Annotated in this window: 8 protein-coding genes; 2 read left to right on the top strand and 6 right to left on the bottom strand. The window is 69.2% G+C overall.

The features are described from left to right. Positions 1-30: 30 nt before the first annotated feature. On the bottom strand, positions 31-1,110 hold the full coding sequence (nadA, locus tag ACREEF_RS14715) for a quinolinate synthase NadA (protein WP_431566317.1): 1,080 nt from the start codon (positions 1,108-1,110) through the stop codon (positions 31-33). A 219-nt stretch (positions 1,111-1,329) separates the two neighbouring features. On the opposite strand from nadA, the gene ilvA reads away from it, so the two are divergent. Further along, positions 1,330-2,847 (top strand): threonine ammonia-lyase, biosynthetic, encoded by a 1,518-nt coding sequence (gene ilvA / locus ACREEF_RS14710; protein ID WP_431566316.1) that lies wholly within the window; start codon positions 1,330-1,332, stop codon positions 2,845-2,847. Here the strand turns inward: ilvA and ACREEF_RS14705 are convergent, their stop codons facing one another. The 5 genes from ACREEF_RS14705 to ACREEF_RS14685 all read right to left on the bottom strand — a co-directional run bounded on the left by ACREEF_RS14705 (position 2,848) and on the right by ACREEF_RS14685 (position 6,573). Next, positions 2,848-3,378 (bottom strand): methylated-DNA--[protein]-cysteine S-methyltransferase, encoded by a 531-nt coding sequence (locus ACREEF_RS14705; protein ID WP_431566315.1) that lies wholly within the window; start codon positions 3,376-3,378, stop codon positions 2,848-2,850. Beyond that, a complete protein-coding gene (locus tag ACREEF_RS14700) occupies positions 3,359-4,489 on the bottom strand; it encodes a bifunctional transcriptional activator/DNA repair enzyme AdaA (RefSeq protein WP_431566314.1) in 1,131 nt (376 codons plus the stop codon). Before ACREEF_RS14700 ends, ACREEF_RS14705 begins: the two co-directional genes overlap by 20 nt. A 67-nt stretch (positions 4,490-4,556) precedes the next feature. Next, positions 4,557-5,705, bottom strand: a complete 1,149-nt coding sequence (locus ACREEF_RS14695; protein WP_431566313.1) for a hypothetical protein — start codon at positions 5,703-5,705, stop codon at positions 4,557-4,559. A 23-nt stretch (positions 5,706-5,728) separates the two neighbouring features. Next, positions 5,729-6,076, bottom strand: a complete 348-nt coding sequence (locus tag ACREEF_RS14690; RefSeq protein WP_431566318.1) for a PadR family transcriptional regulator — start codon at positions 6,074-6,076, stop codon at positions 5,729-5,731. Between the two features lie 137 nt (positions 6,077-6,213). Beyond that, the gene (locus ACREEF_RS14685; protein WP_431566312.1) at positions 6,214-6,573 is read right to left on the bottom strand and encodes an ATP-binding protein; all 360 of its coding nucleotides are present in this window, start codon (positions 6,571-6,573) and stop codon (positions 6,214-6,216) included. A gap of 197 nt (positions 6,574-6,770) precedes the next feature. Here ACREEF_RS14685 and ACREEF_RS14680 point away from each other — a divergent pair, with 197 nt between their 5' ends. Further along, positions 6,771-9,425 carry a M14 family metallopeptidase gene (locus ACREEF_RS14680; protein WP_431566311.1) on the top strand — a complete coding sequence of 885 codons (2,655 nt, stop codon included), beginning with the start codon at positions 6,771-6,773 and terminating at the stop codon, positions 9,423-9,425. The last annotated feature ends 86 nt before the right edge of the window (positions 9,426-9,511 follow it).

Genomic DNA, 9,511 nt, shown 5'->3' with positions numbered 1-9,511 from the left:
GCCCGCAACGGGCCGCATCGCCGCAGGACCTCAGATCAGCTCCACGTCGACGTGATGCTTCGCCTTGATCAGGTCGTAGCGCGCCGGAATGGCGGGCGGCGGCAGGTCGATCATCCGCTGCACGGCCAGACGCCCGCGCTCGGCCATCTCGGGCTCCACCGTCACTTCGAACTGCATGTATTTCAGGCAGTCGCGGATGTTTTCCAGGGTGATCCGCTTCATGTGCGGGCACAGGTTGCACGGGCCGATGAAGTCGACGCCGGGCACGTCGCCCTTGACGTTCGAGGCCATCGAGCACTCGGTGATCATGACCACCTGCTTGGGCTTGCGGTCGACCACATAGTCGATCATCGCCGCCGTCGATCCGGCGAAGTCCGACGCCGCCAGCACCTCTTCCGGGCATTCCGGATGGGCCAGGATTTCCGCCCCCGGATAGGCGGCGCGCATCTCGGCGATGTCGGCGGCGGTGAAGCGCTCATGCACTTCGCAACGGCCCTTCCAGGCGATGATGCCCACGTTCGTCTGCGCCGCGACGTTGCGCGCCAGGTACTCGTCGGGGATCAGGATGACCTTGTCGACGCCCCACTCCTTGGCCGCCCATTCCACCACCTGAACGGCGTTGGCGCTGGTGCAGCAGATGTCGGTCTCGGCCTTCACGTCGGCGGTAGTGTTCACATAGGTGACGACCGGCAGGCCCGGGAAGCGCTGCTTGATCAGCCGCACGTCCGCCCCCGTGATCGAGGAGGCCAGCGAGCAGCCCGCGCGCAGGTCGGGGATCAGCACGGTCTTGTCCGGCGACAGGATTTTCGAGGTCTCGGCCATGAAGTGCACGCCCGCCTGGACGATGACCTTGGCCCTGGACTTGGCGGCCTCCTTGGCCAGACCCAGGCTGTCGCCGACATAGTCGCCGACACCGTGGAAGATTTCTGGCGTCATATAGTTGTGGGCCAGGATGACGGCGTCGCGTTCGCGCTTCAGCGCGTTGATCTCGCTGATCAGCTTGGCCTGCTCCGGCCACTCCAGCGGCGTCACCAGACCCTTGACCTTCTCCCACACGGGAGCGGTCTCTTCCGCCAGTTCCTTCGACAGACCGAAAGCGCCGTCCGCCATCGCCTCAACTCCCTTGCGGCCGTCTGCGCGGCCCCGACTTATGCTCAAAGTTAGCATAAGCAGGAATAATGTAGTCCACTCGGCGCGGGATGCAAGACGCATTGTGCGGATGCGGGGGCCGCGCCTTACGCCAGGAAGGTCAAAATTGCTCGACCTCGCACCACGATCCAGCCTAAGCAGACACTCCTTCCTACCTGTCGTCGAATTTCTGGTTCAATCGTGCAAGACACCGTCCGCCGCATCCTGACCGCTCGCGTCTATGACGTGGCCGAGGAAACCCCTCTTGACCCGCTGAAGCGGCTGTCGGCGCGCATCGGCCGCCCCGCCCTGCTGAAGCGCGAGGACCTGCAGCCGGTCTTCTCGTTCAAGATCCGCGGCGCCTACAACAAGATCGCCGCCCTCAGCGAGGCCGAGCTGGCGCGCGGCGTCATCTGCGCCTCGGCGGGCAATCACGCCCAGGGCGTGGCCCTGGCGGCGGCGAAGCGAGGCGCGGCCTCGACCATCGTCATGCCCACCACCACGCCGGGCATCAAGGTGGCGGCGGTCAAGGCCCTGGGCGGTCAGGTGGTCCTGCACGGCGACAGCTTCGACGACGCCTATGCTCACGCGCGGGGGCTGGAACAGGCAACCGGCGCCACCTTCGTCCATCCCTTCGACGACCCCGACGTGATCGCGGGCCAGGGCACGGTCGGGCTGGAGATCCTGCGTCAGCACCCCGACCCGATCGACGCCGTCTTCATCCCCATCGGCGGCGGCGGTCTGGCTGCGGGGGTGGCCGCCATCGTCCGCTTCCTGCGCCCCGAGACCAGGATCATCGGCGTCGAGCCCGCCGACGCCCCGACGATGAAGAGCGCGCTCGACGCCGGTCACGTCGTGACGCTGGATCAGGTCGGCCTGTTCGCCGACGGGGTGGCCGTGCGCCGCGCTGGCGACGAGACCTTCCGCCTGTGCCGCGACCTGCTGGACGACATCGTTCTGGTCGACACCGACGCCATCTGTGCGGCGGTAAAGGACATCTTCGACGATGTGCGCGCCGTAGCCGAACCCTCGGGCGCCGTGGCCCTGGCGGGGCTGAAGGTCTGGGCCGCGCGCAATCCGGGAAGCGGCGCCCTGGTGGCGATCAATTCGGGCGCCAACGTCAACTTCGACCGGCTGCGCCACGTGGCCGAACGGGCCGAGATCGGCGAGGGCGCCGAGGCCCTGCTGGCGGTGGCCATGCCTGACCGCCGCGACGACTATCACCGCTTCCTGCAAAGCCTGGACGGCCGCTCGGTGACCGAGTTCAACTATCGCTGGTCCGGCGACGGCACGGCCCAGATCTTCGTCGGCGTCTCGCTGAAGAACGGCGCCGAGGAGCGCCATGCCTTGATCCAGCGTCTGCGTTCAGACGGCTACGCCGTCGAGGATATGAGCGACAACGAGACGGCCAAGCTGCACGTCCGCTACATGGTCGGCGGACGCACCATCGGTCTGCCGCACGAGCGGCTGCTGCGCTTTGAATTTCCCGAACGGCCCGGCGCCTTCCTGCGTTTCCTCAACAGCCTGCAGCCCGCCTGGGCCTTGACTCTGTTCCACTATCGCAACCACGGCGACGACGTGGGCCGGGTGCTGGCCGGGATCAGCGTCCCGCCGGATCAGGCGGCGGCCCTCAGCAAGGCGCTCGACACCCTGGGCTATCCCTACGTGGACGAGACCGACAATCCGGCCTGCCGCCTGTTCCTCGACGGCGCGGCCTGATCAGAACAGGCCGGTCGCCGCGCCCTCGTGCGCCAGCAGCCAGCGTTTGCGCTCCAGCCCGCCGGCATAGCCGGTCAGGGTTCCGTTCGCCCCGACCACGCGGTGGCAGGGCACGATGACGCCGACCGGATTGGCCCCGTTGGCCAGGCCCACGGCGCGCACGGCGGCGGGCTTGCCGATGGCGCTCGCCAACTGGCCGTAGCTCCAGGTCTCGCCCGCCGGAATGGTCCGCAGCGCCGCCCAGACCGAACGCTGGAAGTCGGTGCCGCCGGTCTTGACCGCGATCCCGTCCAGGGCCGTGGCGTCGCCGCCGAAATAGGCCGCGACCGCCGCCCGCACCGCCTCGGGCGCCCGGCCCTCGGTCAGCGTCACTTCGCCATAGTGGCGGGCCAGCAGCTTCAGCATCCGCGCCTCGTAATCCACGAAGTCGAAAGCCCGCACCGCGCCCTCGGCGTCGACGACCAGCAGGACCTCGCCCACCGGCGAAGGAATGCGATCCAGGGTGAAGCTCTCAGGCTGCGTCTTTTTCATCGTCATTCTCCATGATCGCGACGCCGTCGAGCCCTGCTTCCCGCAGGTGCAGCGCGCCATAGGCCCTCCAGGGCCGCCATTGCTCGGCTCGTGCTTCGAGCCGTTCGTCCTCGAGCCGGTCGCTGGGCATATCGGCCGCCCCATCCGACAGAGCGTCGATCCAGTCGCCGGGCAGACGCAGGCCGGGCCGCGCGCGGACCATAGGCGCCAGCAGGGGATCAGCCGACAGGTCCCTTTGGATCGCCTCCGGGTCCGCCGACAGGTCGAACACCCGCCGCACCTGCGCCAGCACGCCAGGCAGGGCCTTCAGGTCCGAGGTCGCGACCGTCACCGCCAACCGGTTTCCGCCCTCGAACCGAGCCGAGACTTGGCCGGTCGCGCCGTCCACGTCGGGCGTCAGGCCACGCCGCCAGACCCCGCCCTCGACCGTCTCGCCACGCGCGGTCAGGGCCGCCAGCATCGCGTCAATTTCATAGGGCGGACGATAGGGCAGACTCAGTCGCACGCCTTCATTCGCCTTGGCGTCGCCCGGCTTCTCGGCCCGTCGTCGCAGCGCCGAGGGCGGGCGGCCATACAGGCCCTGAAACGTCTCGTTGAAGCGCCGCACGCTGCCGAAGCCGGAGGCCAGCGCCACCTCGGCCATGGCCAGATCGGTCTGGTGGATCAGGGCCTTGGCCAGCAGCACCCGCCGCGTCTGGGCCACGCTGACCGGGGCGGCGCCCAGGTGCTGGCGAAACAGGCGCCGCAAGTGGCGCTCGCCCACCCCCAGACGGGCGGCCAGGGCATCGACATCGCCTTCATCGAGCGCGCCCGCCTCGATCAGGCCCAGGGCCCGGCTGATGGTGTTGGAGGTGCCGCGCCACGCCCCCATGTCGGGGGCCGTCTCCGGCCGACAGCGCAGACAGGCGCGGAACCCGGCCTCTTCCGCCGCCGCCGCCGAGGCGACGAAGCTCATGTTCTCACGCTTCGGCGTCCGCGCCGGGCAGACCGGGCGGCAATAGATGCCCGTCGTCTTCACGCAGGTGAAGAACCGGCCGTCAAAACGCGGGTCGCGCGTCAGGACGGCGCGGTAGCAGGCTTCCTGATCCAGACTGTCGCGGGCGTTTTCCATGCTCGCAACATGAGCCTTCGACGCCGCCCTGTCTCGCGGTTTTCGGACATGACAACGCCGAGCCGGATCAGTCCCTGATCGTCACGACGCGCCACATCTGGGTCAGGATGTCGAACACCAGACCCAGCATGGCCACCGCCAGCACCCAGCTGAGCACCGACCCCAGGGTCATGGCCGTGTCGGCCAGACCGCGCCCCGCCTCATTGACGGCCCGCAGCGCCTCGAAACTGACGTTGGTCGTCCCGCCGACGACCCGCGCCGTCTGATCGCCCTGCGCCAGCGTCGCCCAGTGCCCCGCCTGGAACAGCCGCCAGCCGAGCCACAGCCCCGCCGCCGCCAGCGGAATCTTCAGGACGGCGCAGAATCGCGCCGCGTCCGGTCGCCACAGGACGATGGCGTCCACGGCGATCCCCGCCACGGCCCAGGCCAGGATCGGCGCGAACAGGACGCCCCAGATCGGCGCCGCCGCGACGCTGACCTCGCCGCCGCGCAGAGCGAACTCGCCCAGGCCCGGAATTCGGATCACGCCGATCCACCACAGGACGAAGACCACGCCGAAGACCAGCGACCACAGGGCCTCGGCCGCCGGCTTGGTCTGGACCCGCAAACCCCAGACGCGCGGCCCGTCGGCCGAGGCCTTGGCCGCCGCGGCCTTCACCCCGTCCCTGGCCGTCCGGGCCCCCGACCCCATGGCCATGCCCCAGGCCGCCGGATCGGCCAGGCCGAAGGCCGGCAGATCGCCGGCCCGCCATTTCGTCAGCCAGGCGGGCTTGATGTCGTAGTGCTCCATGATCGCCCCGGCGAACGTCAGCGCGCCCAGCAGGGTCAGCCCCCCGGAGAAGAAGCCGTGGAAGGCCTGGGCGATGGCCTGACCGGAATCGACCGGGTCCGTCATGATCCTCAGCAGCAGGACCAGAACCTGCAAGCCCGCGATGACCAGCAAACCGGCCTTGGCCCCGAACAGCCAGTAGGGGAACAACTCGGGTCCAATGAGACTGTCCGGCCCCTTGCGATAGCGGGCGGCGACGACCAGGGGGTGGCCGATCTCGTGCAGGATGGCCTCCTTCTCGTCGTCGGTCAGGGCGCGGCCCAGTTCCTCCTCGCGCGCCTCGATGCGGCTCAGGATCAGGTCGCGCAGTTCGGCGACGATGTCCTCGCGGTCCTCCGTCGACAGCTGGGCCGCCACGGCCTCCAGATAGCGTTCGATCATGTCCATTTCGCTCTCCCTCCCCCGAAAGTTCACAGCATTCGATCCAGCGAGGCGTTGATGCCGCGCCATTCCTCGGTCAGGGCGGCCAGCATGGCCTCGCCCTGCGGCGACAGGACGTAGAAGCGCTTCTTGCGCTTCTCCTCCTCACGCCATTCGCTGGTCAGCAGCCCCTGCCCCTCAAGGCGCCGCAGCAGGGGATAGAGGGTGGATTCCTCCATCTCCAGCCCGTCCGCCGCCAGGGCCTGACGCAGGGTGTAGCCGTAGCGTTCGGTCTGCAGACGGGCGAGCACCGCCAGCACCAGCGACCCCCGCCGCAGCTCCAGCCGCATCGTCTCGAACAGTTCCTTGTCCACGCCGCGCCTCACTCGCCGCCACATAGTGCATGACATACAGTGTATGCTACATACTGTATGAGGCCGTCAACAACCCTTGTTATCGACGTTGTTGCCGGGACCATTTGGTGGAGGCTCAAAACCACTTGGGATCGGCGCAGCAAGCCCGTTCGCCAGCCTTTTCAGGATGAGCCCCGATGCGAACACGGCAAGACGATATCGAACATCGCCCCGCTCGTCGTCGGCGCGAGCGCCAGATCCGCATGATTGGCCCGCAGGAGCGATCGCGCGATCGACAGGCCCAGGCCAGCGCCGCCCTCGCTGCGGCGGGTTGTGAAGAAGGGCTCGAATATCCGCCCGACGTCACCCTCAGGGATGCCCGGCCCATCGTCGGCTACGCACAGGCGCACCTGATCGGCCTCGGCGTGGGCGGTGATGCCGACCTCGCCCGCCCCCACCTGACGGCTGTTCTCCAGCAGGATGGTCAGGGCCATCTCCAAGCTGGCTTCGGGCACGGCGACCTTGGGCAGGTCGGCGGGCAAATCGACCGTGATCGTCAGACCGCCTTTCAGGGCGTCGGCGATGCGAAGGCGAACCCGAAGCGCCTCGCCTGCCCCCCCGGGTTAGCGTCCCAATCAGAGCGGCGATAATTTGCATCGATCCTGGATGGTCCTGACACGCCGCCTTCCCTTCCGAGCGAGACGGGGGTTAAGCTGATTGTCAGTAGGGGGAAGTTCTCATGTCACGTCGTCTCGTCGCGCGTCCGTTGCTCGCGCTCAGCCTGGTTCTGGCCGCCGCCACGCCCGTTCTGGCCCAGCAGACACCGCCGACCCAGGAGGCCGTTCTGGGCCATGCGCCGGGCACGCGCATCACCCGGCCGGCCGAGGTGCGTCGCTATTTCGAGGCCCTGCGCGCCGCCGCCCCCGACCGCATGGTCATCGGCGACTATGCGACGACCTGGGAAGGCCGCCCCCTGTTCTGGGCCGCCGTCGGATCGCCCACCAACATCGCCCGGCTGGATGCGATCAAGGCCGCGACCCAGGCGCTGGGTGATCCGCGCCGCACCTCGCCGGATCAGGCCCGCGCCCTCATCAACGACACCCCCGTCGTCGTCTGGATGGCCTATTCGGTGCACGGCAACGAGATCAGCCCCGCCGACGCCGCCATGGCCGCCGCGCGCCGCCTGATGGACAGCGCCGACGCCGAGGCTCAGGGCTGGATGCAGAACGCCGTGGTCGTCTTCGTCCCGACCCAGAACCCCGACGGGCGCGAGCGTTTCATCAACGGCTTCGAGGCCGGCCTGGGCGCCCAGCCCAACCCCGACCCCCTGTCGGCCGAACGGGCCGAGCCCTGGCCGTCGGGCCGCTTCAACCACAATCTGTTCGACCTGAACCGCGACTGGTTCATCCAGTCCCAGCCGGAGACGCAAGGGCACGCCGCCCTGATCCGCGACTGGCGGCCCCAGGTGGTGGTCGATTCCCACGAAATGGGCACGGATTCGAGCTTCTTCTTCCCGCCCGAGGCCCAGCCGCTGAACCCGTGGATCTATCCGCCCATCCTGGACGCCCGCGAACGCTTCGGCCGCAACAACGGAGCGCGGTTCGATCAGGCCGGGCTGGACTATTTCACGCGCGAGACCTTCGACGCCTTCTACCCCGGCTACGGCGACGGCTGGCCCGCCTATTTCGGCGCCGTCTCCATGACCTATGAGCAGGGCTCGGCGCGCGGGCTGATGGCGCGGCGCAGCACTGGCGAGGTCATGACCTACGCCGACACGGTCAAGGGCCACCTGACCGCCACCCTGTCGACCATCGAGACCGCCGCCCGCGACCGCGAGAAGCTGCTGAACGACTTCTACGCCTTCCACCGCGACGGGATCGCGGGCGGGCGCGGCGCCTATGTCATCTCGCGCTCCGGCGCCGCCGACCCGGCCGCCGCCGACAAGCTGGCGGGGCTGCTGGTGCGCTCGGGCATCGAAGTCGGCCGCGCCAGCTCCTCCTTCTCCGCCTGTGGTCAGACCTACCGCGCCGGCGACTATGTGGTGAACCTGTCCCAGCCCCAGCGCCGCATGGCCGAAACCCTGCTGGCCAAGGACGTGCCGCTGGACCCGAAATTCCTGGCCGAACAGGAGGCCCGTCGCGCGCGCGGCCTGGGCGACGAGATCTATGACCTGACCGGCTGGTCCATGCCCCTGCTGTTCAACGTCCCGACCCAGAAATGCGCCGGCGCGCCCTCGGTCCAGACCACGGCGGTCGGCCCCGAACTGATCCGCCCGGTGGCGGTGGCGGGATCGGACGCGGCCTATGGCTATGCGATCAATCCCGGCACGGCGGGGATGCGCTTCCTGACCGCCGCCCTGAAGGAAAACCTGCCGGTCCGTTCGATCGAGGAAGCCTTCACCCTGGACGGCAAGGCCTATGCGGGGGGCGCCTTCATCGTGCCGCGCGCCGGTTCGCCCGCCGACCTGGACGAGCGCGTGCGCCGCATCGCCGCCGCCAGCGGGGCCGAGGTCACGGCGCTCGCCACCTCCTGGGTCTCCAGCGGCCCCAGCGTCGGGTCGGATCAGGCCACGACCATCAAGGCCCCGCGCGTCGCCATGGCCTGGGACGACCCGACCGACGCTGAGTCCGCCGGTTCGATCCGCCACGTGCTGGAACGCGAATACGGCTGGCCCGTCACCCCGGTCCGCACCCGTCGCCTGTCGGGCGCCGACCTGTCGCGCTATCAGGTGCTGATCCTGCCGTCGGGCGGAAACTACGAGCAGATCCTGGGCGAAAGCGGCGTCGCCAACCTGCGCGCCTGGGTCCAGAACGGCGGCGTCCTGATCGGCGTCGGCTCGGCCAGCCGCCTGCTGACGGACCCCGACGCCAAGCTGCTGGACAGCCGCCGCGAGACCGCCGTCGTCCCCGAGGGCGACAAGGCGGAAGCGGGTTCGGGCGCCACCGTCGCCGGGACCGAAATCGCCTCGGACATCGACTATCTGGACCGCACCACCCACCACGGCGGCTCGCCCGATTCGGTGGCCGGGGTCCTGGCCCACGCGGTGGTGGATCAGGAGCACTGGCTGGGGGCGGGCGTCGCGCGCGACCTCAGCGTCATGGTGCGCGGCTCGGATATCTATACGCCCCTGACCCGCGATCAGGGGACCAATGTCGTGCGCCTGGCCGGGCCGGACAGCGTCCTCGCCTCGGGTCAGTTGTGGAGCGAGAACCGCCGTCAGCTGGCCTACAAGCCGGTCGCCATGGCCTCCGAGGTCGGTCGCGGCCAGGTCATCGCCTTCACCCAGGACGTGACCATGCGCGCCTTCCTGGAGGGACTGAAGCCGCTGTTCCTCAACGCCGTCTTCCGCGGCCCGGCGCATACGTCGGGCGGCAACGGCGAGGAGCGACGCTAGCCCCGGCGCGACCTGTCGCAATCGCTGAACGGCGCGGCTCGGCCCGACGGGCGCGCCGTCGTCACGGCGCTCGCGTCGCCAACGGC

The organism is Brevundimonas sp., assembly GCF_050729455.1.
In the GTDB taxonomy this organism is placed as follows: Bacteria; Pseudomonadota; Alphaproteobacteria; order Caulobacterales; family Caulobacteraceae; genus Brevundimonas.
This window is presented reverse-complemented; position numbering and strand designations above follow the sequence as displayed.

Excerpts from the sequence above, each read along its gene's own strand:
- nadA (WP_431566317.1), bottom strand. The coding sequence starts at position 1,110 with ATGGCGGACGGCGCTTTCGGTCTGTCGAAGGAACTGGCGGAAGAGACC.
- ACREEF_RS14705 (WP_431566315.1), bottom strand. The coding sequence starts at position 3,378 with ATGAAAAAGACGCAGCCTGAGAGCTTCACCCTGGATCGCATTCCTTCG.
- ACREEF_RS14700 (WP_431566314.1), bottom strand. The coding sequence starts at position 4,489 with ATGGAAAACGCCCGCGACAGTCTGGATCAGGAAGCCTGCTACCGCGCC.
- ACREEF_RS14695 (WP_431566313.1), bottom strand. The coding sequence starts at position 5,705 with ATGGACATGATCGAACGCTATCTGGAGGCCGTGGCGGCCCAGCTGTCG.
- ACREEF_RS14690 (WP_431566318.1), bottom strand. The coding sequence starts at position 6,076 with ATGTGGCGGCGAGTGAGGCGCGGCGTGGACAAGGAACTGTTCGAGACG.
- ACREEF_RS14680 (WP_431566311.1), top strand. The coding sequence starts at position 6,771 with ATGTCACGTCGTCTCGTCGCGCGTCCGTTGCTCGCGCTCAGCCTGGTT.